13 protein-coding genes are annotated in these 19,553 nt (G+C 51.6%); 11 read left to right on the top strand and 2 right to left on the bottom strand.

Features of this window, described 5'->3' with window-relative positions; translation table 11 throughout:
* The first annotated feature begins 289 nt into the window (after positions 1 to 289).
* The 4 genes from PGX44_RS09795 to PGX44_RS09810 all read left to right on the top strand — a co-directional run bounded on the left by PGX44_RS09795 (position 290) and on the right by PGX44_RS09810 (position 5,744).
* Positions 290 to 1,468 carry a M20 metallopeptidase family protein gene (locus PGX44_RS09795; RefSeq protein ID WP_498855247.1) on the top strand — a complete coding sequence of 393 codons (1,179 nt, stop codon included), beginning with the start codon at positions 290 to 292 and terminating at the stop codon, positions 1,466 to 1,468.
* Positions 1,469 to 1,782: 314 nt separating this feature from the next.
* Entirely contained in the window at positions 1,783 to 2,955 is a 1,173-nt protein-coding gene (locus PGX44_RS09800) for a pyridoxal phosphate-dependent aminotransferase (RefSeq protein ID WP_186504389.1), read from the top strand.
* Positions 2,956 to 3,184: 229 nt separating this feature from the next.
* On the top strand, positions 3,185 to 5,008 hold the full coding sequence (locus PGX44_RS09805) for a hypothetical protein (protein WP_498855248.1): 1,824 nt from the start codon (positions 3,185 to 3,187) through the stop codon (positions 5,006 to 5,008).
* A gap of 157 nt (positions 5,009 to 5,165) precedes the next feature.
* Complete coding sequence (locus tag PGX44_RS09810; protein WP_498855249.1) at positions 5,166 to 5,744, top strand: hypothetical protein; 579 nt, start codon at positions 5,166 to 5,168, stop codon at positions 5,742 to 5,744.
* Positions 5,745 to 5,825: 81 nt separating this feature from the next.
* Here PGX44_RS09810 and PGX44_RS09815 read toward each other — a convergent pair whose 3' ends face one another.
* Positions 5,826 to 6,740 (bottom strand): LysR family transcriptional regulator, encoded by a 915-nt coding sequence (locus tag PGX44_RS09815; RefSeq protein WP_498855250.1) that lies wholly within the window; start codon positions 6,738 to 6,740, stop codon positions 5,826 to 5,828.
* Between the two features lie 179 nt (positions 6,741 to 6,919).
* On the opposite strand from PGX44_RS09815, the gene PGX44_RS09820 reads away from it, so the two are divergent.
* From PGX44_RS09820 to PGX44_RS09845, 6 genes are all read left to right on the top strand, one after another.
* A complete protein-coding gene (locus PGX44_RS09820) occupies positions 6,920 to 7,147 on the top strand; it encodes a hypothetical protein (RefSeq protein WP_498855251.1) in 228 nt (75 codons plus the stop codon).
* Position 7,148: 1 nt separating this feature from the next.
* Positions 7,149 to 8,309, top strand: a complete 1,161-nt coding sequence (locus tag PGX44_RS09825) for an alpha/beta hydrolase (protein WP_498855252.1) — start codon at positions 7,149 to 7,151, stop codon at positions 8,307 to 8,309.
* 61 nt (positions 8,310 to 8,370) lie between these two features.
* Positions 8,371 to 8,946: a flavodoxin family protein gene (locus tag PGX44_RS09830; protein ID WP_498855253.1), complete on the top strand. Its 576-nt coding sequence runs from the start codon at positions 8,371 to 8,373 to the stop codon at positions 8,944 to 8,946.
* A 119-nt stretch (positions 8,947 to 9,065) separates the two neighbouring features.
* A complete protein-coding gene (locus tag PGX44_RS09835) occupies positions 9,066 to 10,202 on the top strand; it encodes an aldo/keto reductase (RefSeq protein ID WP_498855254.1) in 1,137 nt (378 codons plus the stop codon).
* Positions 10,203 to 10,666: 464 nt separating this feature from the next.
* Entirely contained in the window at positions 10,667 to 14,995 is a 4,329-nt protein-coding gene (locus PGX44_RS09840; protein WP_498855255.1) for an autotransporter domain-containing protein, read from the top strand.
* A gap of 602 nt (positions 14,996 to 15,597) precedes the next feature.
* Positions 15,598 to 16,074 carry a DUF7675 family protein gene (locus tag PGX44_RS09845; protein ID WP_498855256.1) on the top strand — a complete coding sequence of 159 codons (477 nt, stop codon included), beginning with the start codon at positions 15,598 to 15,600 and terminating at the stop codon, positions 16,072 to 16,074.
* Positions 16,075 to 16,175: 101 nt separating this feature from the next.
* Here the strand turns inward: PGX44_RS09845 and PGX44_RS09850 are convergent, their stop codons facing one another.
* Positions 16,176 to 17,204, bottom strand: coding sequence for an alpha/beta hydrolase (locus tag PGX44_RS09850; RefSeq protein ID WP_498855257.1), 1,029 nt, complete (start codon positions 17,202 to 17,204; stop codon positions 16,176 to 16,178).
* A 663-nt stretch (positions 17,205 to 17,867) separates the two neighbouring features.
* Between PGX44_RS09850 and PGX44_RS09855 the strand changes: the two genes are divergently transcribed.
* Positions 17,868 to 19,553 (top strand): ShlB/FhaC/HecB family hemolysin secretion/activation protein, encoded by a 1,686-nt coding sequence (locus PGX44_RS09855; RefSeq protein ID WP_498855258.1) that lies wholly within the window; start codon positions 17,868 to 17,870, stop codon positions 19,551 to 19,553.

Below are 19,553 nucleotides of genomic sequence, written 5' to 3' on the forward strand. Positions count from 1 at the left end.
ATGGGGCATAAAGTAGATTCATGCAATACCGATTTACACAAACTATTTTACACTCCCGATAAATAAAACGTATAAACGGTGGTTCCTATAAAGAAGAAAGGAGAAAAACCAAACAAATGAGAAATAAACTTACATAAAAATGTTAAAAGTTATAAAGACCTAAAGTCATTACCTTATTCTTTATCTCGTGTTTTCGTTTGCAAGTCCTATCGGAATAGAGTATTATGTATAACAGATATGTTACATATCTACGCAAAAATGCATAACTACCCGAAGGGAGTCGATACTCATGATAACAGACGATCTGATGGAAAAATATAAACAAGAAATTATTGATTTGCGCCGGACCTTTCACGAACATCCGGAACTGAGCTTTGAAGAAGTAGAAACGACAAAACGCATTGCAGCTATCTTGGACAACTGGGGTATTCCCTATGAAATTAATCCGGATAAACACGTAGGCCTCGTAGCCAAGCTCGCTGGCGGCCATCCGGGGAAAGCCGTAGCCCTGCGTTCGGATATCGACGGCTTGCCCGTCCTGGAAAAGACCGGTTTCCCCTATGCTTCGCAAGTAGAAGGGAAGATGCACGCCTGTGGTCATGACAGCCATATGGCCATGCTTCTCGGTGCAATCCGCATGCTCATGGACCTGAAAGATCAGATCTACGGCGACGTGTACTTTGTTTTCCAGCCTGCAGAAGAACTGGGCGTCGGTGCCAAATACATGATGCAGTTTGGCGATTGGTTCTCCAAAATCGGCGCCATTTTCGGCGGCCACATCTGGCCGACAGTCCCGGCCGGCACGATTGGCATCCGCGTCAACGAATTTATGGCTGCAGCAGATGAATTCATTATCCGCGTCCACGGCGTTCAGGCTCACGGCTCTGAACCATGGATGGGGGTCGATGCTGTCGTCGTCGGTTCGGCCATTGTCATGAACCTGCAATCCCTCGTATCGCGCGAATTCAATGCCCTCGACCCGGTCGTCATCACCATCGGTACCTTCCAATCCGGTGACCGTTGGAACATCGTCAGTGGCGAAGCCGAACTGCGCGGCACGACACGCTATTTCCGCAAGAAGCTGAGCAAGGATATTCAGGAAAAGATGAACCGCGTCATTCAGGAAACAGCCAAGGCCTACGGTGCTACAGCAGAATTTATTAACAACCTGGCCGTCATGCCGACAGTCAACGACCCGGAATGTACGGCTATTGCCCGCCAGGCCGTAACGGAAGTCCTGGGCGCAGAAGCTATTCACGAAAACGATCTCGTCATGGGCGGCGAAGATTTCTCCTTCTACCAGGATCAGAAACCGGGCTGCTTCGTCTTCGTCGGCACATACAATCCCGACTGCAATGCTGTCTATTCCAACCACAGCAATTACTTCACTATCGATGAAACAGTACTTGCTGGCGGCTCCCGGGTTTATGCCCAAATGGCTATCGACTGGCTTGCGAAAAACCGCTAAAGCAGGACTAGAAGAACGTTCTATGCATAATTTTGATTAATACGTTTTTAAGTTTGAATAACACTTCTATTATCCTTTTCTTTACAATTCAGTCATATTGTATATAATATTAAGTAAAGGGTAAAAAAATATTGATACATAATAATTTTCTCTCCTTTTTTTAAGCCTCTGCAATAGAATTGTAGAACGCATTAGGAAAAGTGAATTTCCAGGCATACGCGAAATGAACGCAACGAAAGGACGTCCCCAAACCTGCTTTCCTTGCAAATTTCTTTCGCCGGCCGCACAGAATGAACAAGGATGGTGTTTACAACATGAATTGGGAAACAAAAATGTCAGCAAAAGTACAGGCTATTCCGCCTTCGGGCATTCGTAAATTCTTTGATATTGCCAACCAGATTCCGGGCGTCTTGTCCCTGAGCATTGGCGAACCGGACTTTGCTGCGCCGGACAAAGTATGCGAAGCTATGAAAAAGAGTATCGATGACCGTCAGACCAGCTACACGGCCAATGCCGGCATCATCGAACTGCGTCAGGAAATTGCCAAGCTTTTCCATGAACGCTATGGCCTGGACTATGACCCGAAAGATGAAATCCTCGTAACCGTCGGTGCTTCCGAAGGCCTCACGATGGCCCTCCTGGCCCTGACCGAACCGGGCGATGAAATCCTTATTCCCGATCCGGCCTACGTTGCCTATCCGGCTGCTGTCCGCGCTGCCGGCGGTGTTCCCGTATTCGTACCGACCTATGCCAAAGACGATTTCAAAGTAACCGTCGAAGCACTGGAAAAACTCGTTACACCGAAGACGAAAGCTATGGTTATCGGCTACCCGAATAACCCGACCGGTACGGTCATGACTGCCGAAGAATTGGCTCCTATTGCCGAATTCGTCAAAAAACACGACCTCGTCGTCATGAGCGATGAAATCTATTGCGAACTTATTTATGACGATGCTAAATTTACTTCCTTTGCCAAACTGCCAGACATGCGCGAACGGACCATCGTCCTCAATGGCTTCTCCAAAGCCTATGCCATGACCGGTATGCGTCTCGGCTATATCTGCGCACCGCGTGAAGGCCTGGCCCAGATCCTCAAACTGCACCAGTACATGATCATGTGCGCCAACACCCAGGCCCAGTACGGTGGCGTCGTAGCCCTGCGAGACTGCAAAGCCGAAACAGAAGCAATGCGTCAGGAATATGACCGCCGTCGTAAAGTCATTTACAAAGGCCTCGTTGACATGGGCCTGCCGGTCTTCCAGCCTAAAGGTGCCTTCTATATCTTCCCGGATATTACCTGCACAGGCATGACCAGTGCCCAGTTCTGCGAAACCTTGGTAAAAGAAGAAAAAGTAGCTGTCGTACCGGGCTCTGCCTTTGGCGAAGCCGGCGAAGGCTACGTCCGTATCTCCTATGCAGCCAGCATGGAAACCATCGAAGAAGCCCTCAAACGGATGGCCCGCTTCGTAGCAAAATATCGCAAATAAGCACCTTCTGATACACGTATAAAGGCCCCGGCACGCGGACAACCATTGTCCTTGTGCCGGGGTCTTTTGATTTTTTTTAGGAGAAACGCCCAGCCATTTGTCCACTCTGACCAGGCTGCACACTCCCCATAGGTTTTTCTTTTTTCCTCACACCGTCGCCATATGTTATAATAAAGAAATATAAGAGAGGGGTATTACGCAACGTGCGCTACGGAAAAGGAGACAACACATGAGACGAAAAGGTACGAAAATCTTGGCAATGTGCGTATTGGCAGGCCTATTTAGTGGCACGCTTCTAGGCGCCCAGGGAGCTGCCATTACAGATAGGACTGTCCTGAACGACTTATCCGTCGTCCCACGGCAGACGATGACCGATGCCAACGCCGTGCAGCCCGTCACGACGACACCGAACCTGCGCCTGCAGGTTACGGACGCGGCACTCCATGCAGCAGGCTTTCCCTTTACAGCAGCCTACCGGCCTATTTACGTCTACGGTCAAGCCGTTACGGGTGAACAAGATGTGACGGGCCAGAATGTGATCGTCCAAGGCGGCTCCCTAGCCGGTGTCATCGCCGGTGTCAGTACAGGCGGTGCTGTCTGGGACAACAGCCTGACTGTAGAAAAGGGCAGCTTCGGCACCCTCAGCGGTGGCAATAGCCTGGCCGGTCCGGCTACTATCAATCGCGTAATCCTCAAGGGCGACGCCCTGGCAGGCACAGCCTATGGCGGTAAAACGGAAAGAGGCTATGTCAGCGGCAATCGCGTCACCGTCGCCGGTGCTACAGCGACGACTGTATACGGTGGCCAAAGCCAGAGCGGCGGAATGATTGCCAATGCCGTTCACGTAAGCGACGAAGCCAAGACGGCCTACGTCTATGGCGGCCGCAGCGAAAGCGGTGCCGTCCGTTCATCCGTCGTTACCTTTAGCGACAGTACAGCCCTGACCCTCGTCGGTGGCCGTAGCGCTTCCGGTGACGTCTTGAATAATCGTGTTACCTTGACCGATGGCACGGTCCGTCAATACATCTTAGGCGGCCAGAGTGAAGACGGCCTGGTCAAACGCAATCAGGTCATCCTGGAAGAAGGTACTGTCAATACTGCTACAGGCGGGCAAAGCGAACATGGCCAGGCTGTGAGCAATATTGCCGTCCTCAACGGCGCCACCGTCTCAGGTGCACTCATTGGCGGCTGGTCCGGGTCGGAAAAAGCCGAAAAAAACTGCGCTATCCTGAAAAGCGGCAAGGCCCGGGAAATTACAGGTGGCCAAAGCTTAACGGGGACAGGTACCCATAATATAGCAGCCATCGACGGCGGCACCATCCTGCGCGGCGCATACGGCGCCAGAGGCCTTACAGCCGATCTCAGTCATAATGAAGTCGCCCTGCGTGGCGGACACAGCCCTATTATCTACGGTGCCTGGGCAGAAAAAAGTGGCAACGTATCAGACAATACCGTATTCCTGGAAAAAGGGACCTTCCAATACGTTGCTGCCGCAAAAACTGACGACGGTACAGCCCGGGACAACACGGTCATTTGGCGCGGCGGCAACTTCAAGCACGATAATAAAATGGGGGACTGGACAGTCCTGGCCGGGGCCAGCATGCCCTCTGCGTCGGCAGGGGAAGCAATCGATAACAAGCTCTTCCTGCACGTTACCAACCGCCGCGTCGATCTCCTCACAGGCTTTCAACGCATTTACGTTCACATTCCGGCCAACACCGCAGCCGGCGACACGATCCTTACCCTTACAGGGAAAGACACACCGACAGACCTGCGCCATGCCCACGTTTATGTGACCTTGGACAACGCGAGCCAGCTCAAACCGGGCGATTCCGTCCGCATCCTGTATAACCCGGCCGGCCTGGTTACAGAAGAAACTACCTTGGGCACGTACGCAGAAGCAGGCGCTGACACAGCCAAACTGCAAGTCCGCCTGAGCGATGCCCACACCATTACGGCCACAGTCATCCGCGCCGCCTCGCCTGACGAAGGCAGCAAGGCACAGGAACCGATACCGGAGGGTATGCTGGAACAACAAATAATCGAAGAATAATGTAAGAAAACCGCCCAGCCTGCAGGTAACGACAGACTGGGCAGTTTTTGTGTGTTTCGCATAAGCTTTAGTTAATAAAAAGGAAATCCTCCTACAGGTGTCGAATAGTCTATATAAATGACAACGGTATTTTTTTATGTCACGGAGGAGGAGCTGTATGCGGAAAATATTCCTTGCCTTTTTTCTGTTCTGTAGTCTGGCCATAGGCTTTGTACCGGGAGGTATACTGCCTGTTCAGGCCGCGTATGGCGGCGCACCTCAGCTGGTACAGATTGCCGACCTGCAATACAAGGATTTCTACTATGCCGTCTGGGCCCATGGAGGTGCGACGGGCTCGCGTCTGGAATTCAAATACTTGGGTGGTACTCCCTATGTGCGTGGTCAATCCTACGACGCCTATGCCTTCGGTGCCCGCTGGCAAGATGCACCTGGCGTACACGGAGCGATGATCAGTGCCTATACCAACAAGGCCGGCGCCGTTTCTAAGCTCACCATTACTGCCAACAATGACATTCCCCTTTCCCGTGTCGAAGCCTACGCAGCCGCTGCCGTAATCATGGGCACCTTAGGTGTGGACGATAGTGCCGCCCAGAGCCAGGTGACCCAACTGCGCGACGGCAATATGCCTGGTCTCCTGACCATTTGGAACGCCGCAGGAAACAGGCGCATCGTCATTACGCAAGAAATCGTGGCGCCCAATATCCTGAACCTGCGCATGACAGCCTATAATCGGTGAGACGCTGACTACATGCCAATGCCTTAATACAGCAGCCTCTTTGTCACTCCTATACAGACAAAGAGGCTGCTGTTTTTTCGTTTAGTATGAGTCGTCACCTGCGTAGGCATCACTGCGATTCGCCCCATACATAGCTATAAGCTTTTTGCGGAAAAGATTTGCTATAGGCGAGAAAACCTGATATTTTTTCCAGATAATGTACATTTTGACCTCTAAGGCCGGTTCCAGAGGCCGGAAGGTCAGGCGTGTTTCTTCGCTTGTATTGGCCAGGTGTTCAAAGGTAAGGAGCGATCCCAGTCCCTGGCGGACACAAATGGTGCCGTTGTAGGCCAGGTTGTCCGTACCGATGAAGCGGAGCTGGTCTGTTTTTTCGCCACACCAAAGGGGCATGTCAAAGCGGATGCATTGCGGCGAGCAGATGAGATCCTCGTCCAGGAGATCGTCTACCGTGATGGCAGTCTTGGAGGCTAAGGGATGGTCCTTGCGCAGGACCAGTCCCCAACGGTCTGTGCCGGGGAAGATGAGGTAATTGTATTTTGAGAGATCCGGCGGTTCGGCAATGACGGCAAAGTCCAGTAGCCCCCGGTCCAACCGTTCTGCCAAGGGATCCGTGTCGGCACTAAAAAGGTGGAAGCGAAAGCGCGGATACGTAAGGCGAAATTCCTTAATGGCCTGTGCCAGGTAGGCGATGAGGTGTGATTCGGCACAGCCAATGGACACGTCGCCACCGGTGATTTCATCTAAAGCGGCAAATTCATCTTCCGTCTTATCAACCATTTCCAATATATCTTCAGCACGATTGCGCAGCATCATGCCGGCGTCTGTAAGAATGAGACCTGCCCGCGTACGGCGAAACAATTCATGATGAAGGTCGCTTTCCAGTTCCTTCATTTGCTTGGACAAAGCCGACTGGGACACGTGCAGCTTTTGCGCTGCTCTGGTCATATTTCCTTCGCGGGCAATTTCTACAAAATACCGTAAGAGTCTGATTTCCATAAACGTCACTTCCTTTTCTAATTTTCCCTATAGGAATAATATAATATGAGAAATGCATGTTAGCAATACCTCGGCTCCTGTTTTATACTATAGCCATGGAACTATATGAACCGATACGGATCCCGCCTGGCCGTCAGAAGAGGTCTGTATCGGAAAAGTTACCCAAGGGAGGTGCGACCATGGCAGAGGCGACAGATTTCTTGGCCATGCTGAAGGAAAACCTGCAGGACATGGGCTGCAGCGATGCAGAAGTTGCTGTCTGCCTGGAGCTGGCGAAAAGGAAAAACCAGACCGCCTTGCGCCGGCAGCTTCTGGAACACCAGCGCAGTCTCCGCAAAGCCTTGCACGACCAACAAGCAAAATTGGATTGCCTAGATTTCTTATTATACAAAATCGGAGGTACGTAACATGACACTGGGGAAAAAGAAAAAGGCGCTTCTCGCAGCGGCCGTATTCTCAGGCTTGATCTTTATGATAGGAGGAAATACGATGGTACACGCAGCAACACCGGTAACAGAATTAGCACAGGCATCACAAATGAAGCGGTCCACGATTACGCCGCTCACCAATGACAGCCGTGTCTTCAAACTAGATAAGGACATTGAAACAGCGAAGGTAACCTTTGACAACCGCTATGGCTATACCGTAGCAGGTCACCTGTATTTGCCGAAAAACTTCGACGCCCACAAGCAGTATCCGGCCGTCGTCATTTCCGGTCCCTTTGGCGCCGTAAAGGAACAGGTCAGCGGACTCTACGCCCAGGAACTGGCCAAACGGGGCTTTGTCACCATCGCCTTTGATCCGTCTATGACTGGCGAAAGCAGTGGTACACGCCGCAACATGGGCTCGCCGGATATCTTTACAGAAGACTTTAGCGCCGCCGTCGACTTCGTGAGCAACCTGAAATTCGTTAATCCCGACGAAATCGGCGCCCTCGGTATTTGCGGCCTTTCAGGCATGGCCCTTACGGCGGCTGCCAACGACACGCGCATCAAGGCAGTGGCCACATCGGCTATGTACGACATGTCTGAAAGTATCAGCGACCACTACAAAGGCGCCTATTATACGCCGGAACAGCGGCAGATCGTAAAACATCACTTGGCAAAGCTGCGCGATGCCGAAGCGAAAAGCGGCGAAGCCATCCGCGGTGCTCACGAATTGGGCGTCAATGCCGACGGTACAGTCCAAACCTTCGACGTCATGTTCCCGGACAAGCTGCCAAAAGACGCAGATCCTGTCACGACGGAATTCTACAACTACTACGTCGGCCGGGCTTACCATCCCCGTGCCATCAACTCCAACACCTCAGCCTGGGACTCGACTACACCGTACGGCTTCTTCAATTTCAATCTCATGGAAAATATAGGAGAAATCAGCCCGCGGCCGGTGCTTCTCATTACAGGCGAAAAAGCCCATTCCAAATACTTTGCTGATGAAGTCTACGAAAAACTAAAAGCACCGAAGGAGGAAATCGTCGTACCTGGCGCTACTCACACCGATTTGTACGACCAAATGGACAAAATCCCCTTCGCAAAACTGGCTGCATTCTACAAAGAAAATCTAAAATAAGACACGAGCTTCCACCTGGATGTTTGAGGTGGAAGCTATTTCTACTAAGGAGCTGGAAACCTTGAAACTACTCGCACTTAACGGCAGTGCCCGCAAAGACGGCAACACAGCCATCCTTCTCAATACGGTCCTCGACGTGGCCCGTGCGGCAGGCATCGAAACAGAACTCATCCAATTCGGCGGCACCATCATCGAACCGTGTAAAGCCTGTTGGGCCTGTGGCGGCAAGAAAAACTGCGTCCACCAAAACGACAGCTTCCACGATGTCTTTGAAAAGGTCGTAGCTGCCGACGGCCTGCTCCTAGGCTCGCCTGTCTATTCGGCCAACGTATCTGCCAATATGCAAGCCTTCCTCGAACGGGCGGCTGTCGTCGCCGACATGAACCCGGGCCTCTTGACGCATAAAGCCGGTGCCGCCGTCGCTGCTGCCCGCCGGGGCGGTGCCCTCAACGCCATCGATACGATGAATCATTTCTTCCTCAATCACGAAATGTTCGTCGCCGGCTCTACATACTGGAACATGGTCTATGGCCAGCTTCCGGGCGATGTCAATCAAGACGCTGAGGGCTTGGCCAACATGAAAAACCTGGGCCAAAACCTCGTATTTCTGCTGAAATTGCTGGAAAAAGCAAAATAGTACAAGACCTGGCTGCGTTGGTTAGGTGTACGACACACTCGAATATGTTATACTATGAGTACCTTTTCAGTGCCACACAGAGGCACGTGATTTTGTCTACTTTTGGAGGGGAAACTATCATGGAAAATATCTTTACGAGCAAGAAAAAACTGGGCTTTGGCCTCATGCGCCTGCCCTTGCTGGATTCTAATGACGCCGGCAGCATCGACATCAAAACGACGAAAAAAATGGTCGACGCATTTATGGAACGGGGCTTTACGTACTTCGACACGGCTTGGATGTATTGCAACTTCAAAAGCGAAAATGCCGCCAAGGAAGCCCTCGTCGACCGTTATCCCCGCGACACCTTCACCTTGGCCACGAAGCTTCACGCCGGCTACCTGAAGACCAAGGAAGACCGGGACCGCATCTTCAACGAACAACTCAAAAAAACCGGTGCCGGCTATTTCGACTATTACCTCCTGCACGACATGGGCACCGGCCACTACGAAATCTACACCAAGCTGGACTGCTTCAACTGGCTCGCCGAAAAGAAACGGCAAGGACTGGTGAAGCATATGGGCTTTTCCTTCCACGATAATGCTGATTTCCTCGACAAAGTCCTGACAGAACACCCGGAAATCGAATTCGTCCAGCTCCAGCTGAACTACCTCGACTGGGATAGCGATGGCATTCAGTCCCATCAATGCTACGACGTAGCCACGAAGCACGGCAAACCGGTCATCGTCATGGAACCTGTCAAAGGCGGTACCTTGGCCCATGTACCGGAAAAAGTAGCCCAAGCCTTCAAAGCCTGTCATCCGGATCTGTCCATTCCTTCGTGGGCCATCCGTTTTGCTGCCTCCCGGCCAAACGTCAAGATCGTCCTCAGCGGCATGAGCAATATGGAACAACTCGAAGACAATATGAGCTACATGGAAGACTTCGTCCCCTTGAATGGAGCAGAAGAGGAAATCATCGCCAACGCTGTGAAGACAATCAATGAAAGCATTGCCATCGCTTGCACAGGCTGTTCCTACTGTGCCCCAGGCTGTCCCATGCACATTGCCATTCCGAAGTATTTCTCCTTATATAATACGGAAAAACAAGAACTGGCCACCAAAGCCTGGACACCACAAGGCGAATACTACGAACGCCTGACCCATACCTTCGGCAAAGCCAGCGACTGCATCGAATGCGGCCAATGCGAAGGCGTCTGTCCCCAGCACCTGCCCATTATAGAAGACCTCAAACTGGTAGCCAAGGAATTTGAGTAACATAACTCAATCGTCATACCGTTTAGCACCTGTCTTAATTGAGACAGGTGCTAATTTTTTTTGCAAACTGTCTATTTAGAGAAAACAGTATATCTCATTAGATACGCTTCTGTTTTAATGATATATTTTATCATTTATCGTAATTAAAATATCGGTTTTGATATAAAATAAACTATAGTATTTTTAATGCTTTATTTGTCATAAAATTTTACATAAGCTTTTTTAACGTATTTTTATAAAAATAATGTCAATATATTGCATAAAACTAAAAAATAATCGAATATTATACTGAAATTTGAATATTATTGGATAATAATTATTTGTGGAGTAAAAATAAAACTTATTATAACTTGATTTATTAATTTATAAAGATTATTATATAATTAAGAAAGAAAATAAGGGGTTTCCATATATATTACTAATGATATAAAGTATAACATTACTGTGTGAGAGGAGTGTTTATTATGAGAACGACTAATTCGAAACGCCTAAGAAGGCAAATATTAGCAAGCTTGCTCCTCGCAGGCACCTTGGGGTTTGTTGGTGTGACTGGAGTAGCACAGGCTCTCACCGTGTACAAAGTGTCTGGTACGACTGAAACAGACAACTTTTATCACAATCTGACGCCTGTAGCAGCAACCTATAACTATGGCAGTATTACAAATAATACATTAATCTCTCAAAGTGCAGATGTAGCTACAGGTGGCGGTATTTATTCGCAAGCCGTCTTTGCCACTAGCGCTAAGACTCGCGTACAACCGATCATTACGATTTACGGTCCCGTTTCCAATAATACAGTGGCAGCTATGAAGTATCGCGCTGAAGGCGGCGGCGTATTCGTAAAGGGAGCCAATGTACGGTTCGTAAATCAGCCCATTACAGATAATAAAGCCATCGGTGCGTATTTTGCCCATGGTGGTGCAGTCGCTACCCATTACAGTGGTGGTACAGACACCTACCAAGGCGCAACGTATCCCTACCTCGTTCCGGCAAAGGTTACTTTTTTTGCTACAACCGGCAATGATGTTTCCTATACCGGCAATGACATTCAAGCAGGTGAAATGAACCAATTTGATGAATATGGCGGAGAAGCCATTTCTCCTTCCGGCGGCGGTTTCTTATCGCTCTTTGCCTACGGGACGGCAGTTTTTAATACCTACGATGGCGCATCGATCACCGTCGGCAATGAAACTCCGGCCACTGCTACAGAAGACTCTATTTCCAGTGCCATCGTAGTGGACGGCAGAACGGATGTCCCGGAACCGGCGATCATCAAGGCCGGTACGGGCACACTGACCATCAACAGCAGTCTCAACAGATACTACGGCACATTTACCCAGCAGGCCGGCACGGTCAACCTGAACCAAGACCTGAACTGGGCCAACAAATATGACCTTCAAGCGGGCACGTTGAACCTGAAAAATGTTACGCTGGACAATATGTATGACAAGCTGAAGCTGGAAAATCTGGAAAGCACCATCGATCCGGCTGACAGCAACGTATTACATACGTCGACATACCTTAAGTATTTTAATAAAACCTATGACCATACCATCGTAAATTCCAAGGGCAGCCTCGTTACGGCAGCGGACACGACCGTCAACGCCCAGAACGTTACCTTAAAAGATGGCGCTGCCATCGATGCCCAAGGGATTCTGAATATCGCAGGTGATCTCTCAGCTGATGCTTCTACGGTTACGGCTCCGAATGCCACCATTAGTGGCAGCGTTTCCTCGACGGGCGGCTCGGCTGTTTCCTTAGGCGGCAGTAATCTGAGCCTGAGCAAGATCAACGTCGATAACACGAGCGGCGTCACCCTCACGGGCGGTACCCTCACAGCTCCGACGCTCGCCGATGCCATCACCGGCGGCGGTAAAGTGACTCTCGACGGCTCGGCTACGCTGGCAACGTCGGCAAACCAGATCTTCACAGACGCCAACACGACAGAAACGACGGCCAGTGCCAATGGCCTCACGACAGGCGCAACAAACTCGGTCAACTTCAAAGCCGGTACCTTGTCCCTGGGTGATGACTACAGCTACGCATACTTGACGAACATTCAAGGCGTCATGGACGGCCTCGACGATTCCACAACGGAACTCGTCATGACCGGTAATCTCGTCGATTCGGGCGAAGTCCAGGGAACCGTTTCAGCCGGTACGGCTAGTGCCGTTGGCAGTGACACCTCCCTCGATCAGGTTACTGTCGATACGAACGATAAGAACCTCCTCGTCGGCGCCCCGGCCAGCACGTCGACAACAACGACGACGAGTGTACCTGAAGGCTTCAGCGTTGCTTCCCTGGATATGGGCGATGCCACAAGCGTTACCGTTACGAACGGCCAGTCCCTGACCCTCGGTGGCAGCACGACAACTGATGTCATTCAGACCACCGATAATACCCAGGCCAATATGGCACTCGACTCGGGCAGCAGCCTTACCATTGGCAATAGCGCCGTAGCGCCTACGCAAGCGCTGAACGTCAACGCTACAGTCGCCGCCACGGATAGTACGGTCACGACCAACGGCCAGACCACCGTTACGGGCGACGTCAGCCTGACAAACTCGCAGCTCACAGCAAGCACCGGCTCTGTCACCTTGGCAAAAGACCTGACGACGAGCGGTACGTCCAGCGTCTCCGGTAATGTCAACGTCGCAGGCAATCTCACCACGACAGATAGCAGTGCCGTAACGACCAATGGCACGACCGCTGTTTCCGGCGACCTAACGACAGGCACTGGCAGTACATTGGCGACCAATGGTACGACCAGCGTCTCTGGCGATGTGACGACAGGCAGCGGCAGTACACTGACGACCAATGGTACGACCAGCGTCTCTGGCGACGTGACGACAGGCAGTGGCAGCACAGTCACGACAAACGGCACGACCAACGTCGCCGGTAATCTTAACCTCGCAGACACGAACCTCCAGTCCCAGACCGGTACAGTCAGCGTCGCTAATGACCTGAATACCTCCGGCACGTCTACCATCACGGGCAACGTCGACGTCAGCGGTGCCATCACCGGTGCTGGTGAAAACACGACATTGAACGTCGGTACCGGCACAACACCTGCTCAAATCACGGCAGCCAGCGTCGATATGGGCGGCGGCACCTTCGTCCTCGACCCGGATTGGACCGGTGGCGGCCAGAGCCAGGGCACGCAATCAGCCGTAGGCACCTATGTCAATACACACAATGTCTTCAGGCAAAACATTACCGCCGCCATCGGTACGACAGATAAGAGCCTCGCCCTGAACATCTTTAAAGACACAGGCCTTTCCTGGAGCGACACAGGCGTCCTGTCAGCCCTCTACATGCATGGCAGCCAAGACATGTCTACAGTCGGACTCTTCATCGACGGTACATGGACACGCGACATAGCCTTACCGGCAATTCCTGCCTATGGAGAACTGGTTATTGGCGATAAGACGATCATGATGGTCAACGGCAACGCCTTCTCCGGCAGCCAGCCTGCGGCCCTGACTAATCTGAAGAGCGTCAGCATCGATGACGGTGCCAAGCTCTACATCGAGGGTGCTACGAGTGGCACGACGTACAATATCCTGAGTGGTACGGACGTCAAATCCAACAACGCTTGGTACAGCGATTCTGGTGTAGCTTCGCCGTCGAACGTTTTCGTCCACAGCAAGCTCCTCAAGCTCGTTGGCGCTGACGGCAACGGCACGAGCCAGTTCTCTGTCAAGGCAGAAGCCCAGGACGCCAGTCTGGTCTATGGCAGCAGCCTCGTAGATCCGGCCGTCGTCACGGCAGGTGTAGCTGCGAACGGCAAGGCAGGTGACTTCTTTACTACCGCTGCTGACGACCGCGTCAACCCGACGGCAGCCCGGCAGGTAAACGCTCTAAACAGCGCTGCTTCTATGACAGAACTTGCAGGCGTGCAGCATGGCCTGTATACAGCTAATAACCTCTTTGATTCGGCAGTGATGAACCACCTGGCCGACCTCGATCGCAGCGATCAGGACACGGACATTTGGGCACACTACCTCCATGCGAAGGAAGACATCAGTGGTCTGGGTCTCACAGGCCTCGGCGGAGCTACCTATGACGCACAGTACAACGGCGTCATCGTCGGCTCAGACTTCTACAAGAAACACAACGCTGTAGCCGGTGCCGCATTCACGTACATTGATGGTTCCATAGACGGCAATACGGCAACAGCAGCGACAAGTAATGACGCTGACTACTACGGACTGAGCCTCTATGGCCGCCTCCTTAGAGGCAAGACGACGTACTTGGGCGACATCTCCTGGCTCCACGGCAAGAATGATATTACCCAATACAACAGCCTCAACGAACTGACGGGATCCGTATCGTCGAACGCCTTCAGTGCCGGCGTCCGGGCTGAGCAAAATTACAAGGCCGGAAAAGGCACTCTTACACCGTACGTAGGACTCCGCTACGCACACCTCGACTTCGGGGACTACACAGATAGCCTGGGAATTCACCACGACGGCGACACAGCCAACCTCTGGCTCGTACCGGTCGGCCTGCGCTACAGCCAGACCAGCCAGCACGGCAGCTGGATGCTGAAACCGATCGCTGAAATAGGCTACCTCTGGACAATGGGCGACCGAACCGGTATGGAAACGGTCAGCCTCGATGGTACAGCCAACGCCTTTGGCTATGACATCGCCGACTCTGGTACCTTCTACGGCCGCTTAGGCCTGGAAGCCACAAAAGGCGACATGACCTACGGCATCGGTTACCAGTACCAGAAAGGCGACAGCGTCCGTAGCAACACCTGGATGGCCGCCGTACGGTATAAGTTCTAAGTTCTCTTTTAGCTCTAGGTATTTGAACTACCTATCAAGAGCAACGTTTTAGTTCCAACCCCTCACACAGTAAGAAGAACGGCAAGGCATAAAAATGCCTTGCCGTTCTTCGATTTCCACGCTTTCCCAAAATGCTGTCCCCGCGTGCTTTCCCTGTGCTTTCCCACTGTGCTTTCCCCGCGTCGGGGAGAGTACTCGCGGCCTTGTGCCGCGAGGGAGAGAGGCCGCCCAAGTAACACTGAAAGTGCATAGATAACGAAGCCGCGAGGGAGAGAGGCCGCCCCAGTAGCCAAGATACTTTCTGCGGGCAACGGGGGATAGAGGCGAAACGAAGTAGCCACTGTGCTTTCCCCGCGCCGGGGAGAGTACCCGCGGCTTCGTCCGCGGGGGAGAGAGGCCGTCCCAGTAGTCCAAAATGCTGTCCCAAAACCGCAAGGGAGAAAGGCCACCCAAGTAGCTAAAAAAATCACAATAACCCAAAAATATACATCCATAAGACTTATACGAATCGCATCATTTTATCTTGTGGAAATTAACTCATTGAGATAGAATATAACTGAAGAAATATAGCCCAATACAACCGAAGAGGGGAGGTTATGAATATGAAACAGACAGCAAAATGGGCCAAAAAAAATAGCAGTGATGTCATCTGGTGGAAACAAGAACCCATCGAAGAACGAGGTGTCATTTTTTCTTTCGACCAAATCAAAGAATATAACATGCTCCGGGACTACCCGGGCAAACTGACATTCCTGCAAAAAGAAACCTTTGACAGAGAAAACCCATTCTGGCAAAACTACTTCGAACAGCTAAGAACCCGCAACACCAACAGCCCTGTAGACATCCATCAAGTTGCCCGAATGGACTCCTTTCAATATATGCCGTACTATCTGAGAAACAGCGACTGGTACTACAAAGACCGGGAAACAGGAGAAAACATGCCTACAGACATAGCCCCGGAAAAAGCCAGACTCAGCCTGGAAATAGCCAACGGCTACTACGATGCCCACACCCATATCCTGTACCTGGGCTACATCCCCTACGGCTGGGGCATCCGCATGGACGAAGTATACGTCTGACCTGTGCCGGTAAACGAACTTCAATTAAAAAAACGAAATAATATCAAAAAACGGATTTCACGAACCTATAATGGCTCACGAAATCCGTTTTTTTTCTTTCCCTAGCGTCTCAGCCAAACATTTACCCAATCCCTGATTTCTGCATAGGAATCAATGCTTTCCTGCAATTCCGGCAGATGCATGGCAAAAGCATGGGGCATGCCGGGATAAATGGAGAGCGTAGCCTGTACGCCGTCACTGGCGGCCTTCGCTGCCAGCTGCAGCGCGTCGTCTACGAGAAGCTCATAGCCACCGGCCTGAATGAGCATCGGTGGCAAGCCTGTCAGATCTCCGTAGACCGGCGAGACACGGGGATCTTTCGCGTCCATACCGCCCGGTATGTACGTCGGGTAGTTGATTTCATGGAAAAGATTGGCATTGCCTTCGCCGAGAATCAAATCCTTCGGCGCATTTTTGCTGCGGAAAGGCGCATCATTTTCCATCGTCGTCCACGGCGAAATGAGGACGAGCAAACCGGGCTGGGGCAGGCCTGCTTCCTTCAATTTCAAAGACAAGGCCAGCGCCAGGTTGCCACCGGCAGAATCGCCGAAGACGATGATGTCCTGCGGCTCTTTGCCCTTAGACAAAAGGTATTGATAAGCGCTAAATACATCATCTAAGCCGGCCGGATAGGGATGCTCCGGCGCCAGGCGGTAATGCACCATATAGGCCTCACGGGCATTGACTAACGTCGTCTGTAAGACCGCCCGGGCGCGATACACATTATGCAATGGAATGATAAAGCCGCCACCGTGAATCTGCAGCACCGTCCGGTCACTCGTGCCACGCGGATTAACCAAGCGTTCCAGCGGTACTGTACCAGCCATGAGATTGGCAGTATGGGACCAGCCGGCGGGAGGCACAAAAGCCCGCTTTGCCGCTGCCGGCGACTGCTCCACATAGGCGGCCATCCGCTTCTCCACATACGTTTGCAGCGCAGCCTCACGCAGGCGCAGCCCGGACTTCGGCAGCGACCAGGCAACGATGGCATAGATCATAGAAAAAATATCCTCAATAACCGTATCATTCGTATGCGGCCTGGCAGCCTGAATCACTCGGGCAGCCCGCCCTAGATCTACTGTATCTGTCATTTTTAAACCCCTCCTTCAGAAACAATATATAGTTATATAATACATAATACAAACTCTGGAAAAATCACGCAAGCGTAGTGAAAAGGGAAAATGATTTGAAACAATAAGAGAACCGGAAGGTATGTGAAGAAAAAAGCTCCCGGGGAGAGAGGGCCAACGAGATTACATGAACGCAGGTTGAAAAAATTCTTTATTAAACAATTAATTTTATAATATTGGCTCTATGATTGATTTTATCAATCATAGAGTAGTACGGCCGTAACGCGCACACAGGCGCGTTACGCTATCGACCGCGGACAAGCCGCGCCCACTTTCCCCTAGTAAGGGGAAAGCAAACAGCACCATGAAACATTGAATATATGGCTTTCAGAAAAATGGAAAATTTATTCAATTTTTTTCGTGAACTCCAGGCACCTAAAAGCGAATGACAGTACGGCCTGTACCCAAACCGGCCATTTCCACTGCGAGTGAAAGAATGTGCGCTTCAGGAAGAAAAATATATACTTTCGTATAATTGGTAATTGCATCTTTTTTTATTATAATGAAAAAGTAAAAATATAAATTAAATTATCTAACCCGATGAATGATTAGAAAGTACGTGCAAAAAAATTCATATAAAATGTAAAAAGCAAAGGTGATACATTCGAAAGTGGGGATCGCATAATGAAAAAATCCATACGTAAACTGACAGTACTTAGTATCGTGCTGGCCTGCAGCAGTGCGGCTGCTATGCCGGCAGAGGCAGCACCGCCTGCAGCGGAGCAGGTATCCCAGACTCTGGGCACGACCGATTCAGGTGTACAGCTCAATCAGACGCGACAGTATTTGGAACGTCAGCGCATAGCCCGGGAAATAGCGGCAGAACGCCAGTCGTCAGTTATTGAAGGGACGGAAACCACAGGCGAGAAGCCAGCTGGAACCGTCCGTTTTGTGCTACAAAAAATTATTATTCCCAAGTCGGACGTGCTGCCTCAGGCAGAATTGACGGCCCTGGCCAAGGAATATGAAGGCAAAGAAGTCGCCATCGAAGATTTATATGCCCTCGTCAATCGCATTAACGAACTCTATCGCACGCGGGGCTTCATCACCTGCCGGGCCTTCCTGTCACCACAGACCGTCCACGCAGGCATTGTCCACATCGACCTCATAGAAGGCAAGACGGGCTCTGTAGAAATTTCCGGCCTGGCCACGACGCGGCCAGACTACATCCGTAAGCGCATTCATCTGGAAAATGGCAAAATCCAAAATGTCAAAGACCTCAACCAAGACCTCCTGCGCTTCAACGCCACCAACGATGCCCAGCTCCATATCGAACTCAAGGCCGGCCAGGAAGCGGGCACGACAGACTACGTCATTACCGTCCGGGAACCGCAAAAGCAAATTGCCGGCATCTTTTCGGACAACGCCGGCAGCGACACGAGCGGCCTCTACCGCCTTGGCGCCTACTGGCAGGACCGGGACCTTACAGGCAACCGGGACCACCTCTTCCTGAGCGTCCTCCGTTCGGAAGGCATGAAGGCCGTTTCCTCAAGCTACAATACGCCCATCAATCACATTGGCACCCGGGCAGGCCTTTCCTTTACGTCCAACAGCGTCCACATTACAGACGGCTACTTTGAACCCTTAGGCGTCCGGGGCCACGCCTACGCCCTGACGGCCTTTATCACGTCGCCTATCGTCACGTCAGATACGCGCAAATCCCAGTGGGGCTTTGAATACGGCCACCAGAAATCGAAGACCGATTACGGCACCAGCCTGGGCCTGCGTTCCCACTGGACCGACGACACGATCGACTCGCTCTTCCTATACTACGACCAGCTGGACTTTGGCAAATCCACTGTCTTTTACCAAAAGCACGGCTACCGGACCGGCTGGTACACAAACCTTAACGACCAGACCCGTTCCTTTGGCAAATACGAAACGACGATGCTTTATCAGAAACTGTTCCGGTCAGGCCAGCAATGGACCTTGCGCCTGGACGGGCAGCTCGCCAGCACGCAGTACCTGCCGTCAGCTGAAATGTTCTACCTCGGCGGTATGTACAGCGTCCGCGGCTACAAGGAAAGCCTCCTCGGCGGCGACGGCGGCTTTTCGGCCAGTGCGGAATACAGTTTTCCCCTGGCTAAATCGCATACCCTCAAAGGCTATCTATTCGTAGATGGCGGCCGCGTCTGGGGCAGCAGTGCCTTTGGAGACCGGAGCCTCATGGGCACCGGCGCCGGACTGACCCGTGATCTCAACGACCACATGTCCCTCAACGTAGCCTTAGCCTTCCCCCTCATCCGCACCATCAACGGGGAAGAACAAGGCCGTACGCGTATTCATTTTTCCTTCAACAGCGCTTTCTAA

The organism is Caecibacter sp. AF58-12pH5A, assembly GCF_027681725.1.
Lineage (GTDB): Bacteria > Bacillota > Negativicutes > Veillonellales > Megasphaeraceae > Megasphaera > Megasphaera hominis.

Excerpts from the sequence above, each read along its gene's own strand:
- PGX44_RS09835 (WP_498855254.1), top strand. The coding sequence starts at position 9,066 with ATGGAAAATATCTTTACGAGCAAGAAAAAACTGGGCTTTGGCCTCATG.
- PGX44_RS09850 (WP_498855257.1), bottom strand. The coding sequence starts at position 17,204 with ATGACAGATACAGTAGATCTAGGGCGGGCTGCCCGAGTGATTCAGGCT.
- PGX44_RS09805 (WP_498855248.1), top strand. The coding sequence starts at position 3,185 with ATGAGACGAAAAGGTACGAAAATCTTGGCAATGTGCGTATTGGCAGGC.
- PGX44_RS09825 (WP_498855252.1), top strand. The coding sequence starts at position 7,149 with ATGACACTGGGGAAAAAGAAAAAGGCGCTTCTCGCAGCGGCCGTATTC.
- PGX44_RS09810 (WP_498855249.1), top strand. The coding sequence starts at position 5,166 with ATGCGGAAAATATTCCTTGCCTTTTTTCTGTTCTGTAGTCTGGCCATA.
- PGX44_RS09855 (WP_498855258.1), top strand. The coding sequence starts at position 17,868 with ATGAAAAAATCCATACGTAAACTGACAGTACTTAGTATCGTGCTGGCC.
- PGX44_RS09795 (WP_498855247.1), top strand. The coding sequence starts at position 290 with ATGATAACAGACGATCTGATGGAAAAATATAAACAAGAAATTATTGAT.
- PGX44_RS09815 (WP_498855250.1), bottom strand. The coding sequence starts at position 6,740 with ATGGAAATCAGACTCTTACGGTATTTTGTAGAAATTGCCCGCGAAGGA.
- PGX44_RS09820 (WP_498855251.1), top strand. The coding sequence starts at position 6,920 with ATGGCAGAGGCGACAGATTTCTTGGCCATGCTGAAGGAAAACCTGCAG.
- PGX44_RS09840 (WP_498855255.1), top strand. The coding sequence starts at position 10,667 with ATGAGAACGACTAATTCGAAACGCCTAAGAAGGCAAATATTAGCAAGC.
- PGX44_RS09800 (WP_186504389.1), top strand. The coding sequence starts at position 1,783 with ATGAATTGGGAAACAAAAATGTCAGCAAAAGTACAGGCTATTCCGCCT.
- PGX44_RS09845 (WP_498855256.1), top strand. The coding sequence starts at position 15,598 with ATGAAACAGACAGCAAAATGGGCCAAAAAAAATAGCAGTGATGTCATC.